The 655-nt window shown below is 51.6% G+C and carries 1 tRNA gene and 2 rRNA genes; all 3 read right to left on the minus strand.

Features of this window, described 5'->3' with window-relative positions:
- Positions 1-103: ribosomal RNA gene (locus tag ACSEXS_RS22615) — 23S ribosomal RNA — on the minus strand; the annotation flags it as partial.
- 267 nt (positions 104-370) lie between these two features.
- Positions 371-446 (minus strand) — tRNA-Ala (locus ACSEXS_RS22620).
- 122 nt (positions 447-568) lie between these two features.
- Positions 569-655: ribosomal RNA gene (locus ACSEXS_RS22625) — 16S ribosomal RNA — on the minus strand; the annotation flags it as partial.

Genomic DNA, 655 nt, shown 5'->3' on the forward strand with positions numbered 1-655 from the left:
TCGATGCTTGCTTACAGCTCCCCGGGGCAGTTTCGTTGTTCGCCACGTCCTTCTTCGGCTCCTGGCGCCTAGGCATCCTCCGTGTGCTCTTACTAGCTTAACCGGTTGTTTTTTTGCCGAGCGTTACACTCGACAGAAAAATCAACTAGTTGTCTTCTTCACCTGCAAGGGCGAAAAAGAAACCAGACACAATTCGGTAGTTGGATGTTTCCTACGCGTTTGTTGCTTCGCTATCCAGTTTTCAAGGAACAAGCTTTTTTCTTCGCCACTCAAGAGCAGCGAAAGATATCTTATCATGTTGTATGCCCTCCGGTCAACCCTCAATCTCTTCCAGTTAAGGAAGCGATCTTCGTGTTTGCCTTCGGCGTGATGGTGGAGCCAAGGAGGATCGAACTCCTGACCTCCTGCTTGCAAGGCAGGCGCTCTCCCAGCTGAGCTATGGCCCCGTATTTCCCGGAGGAAATTCCATCAAAACTGAACAAAGGTGAGTGTGCCGCTTTGCTCCCTCGATCGGAGCGTAGATTGTTACATAGGCTTCGCCATTACAGCGAATCCGGTAACTCCCTAGAAAGGAGGTGATCCAGCCGCACCTTCCGATACGGCTACCTTGTTACGACTTCACCCCAATCATCTACCCCACCTTCGGCGGCTGGCT

Source organism: Gorillibacterium terrae (assembly GCF_051594785.1).
Classification (GTDB): domain Bacteria; phylum Bacillota; class Bacilli; order Paenibacillales; family NBRC-103111; genus Gorillibacterium.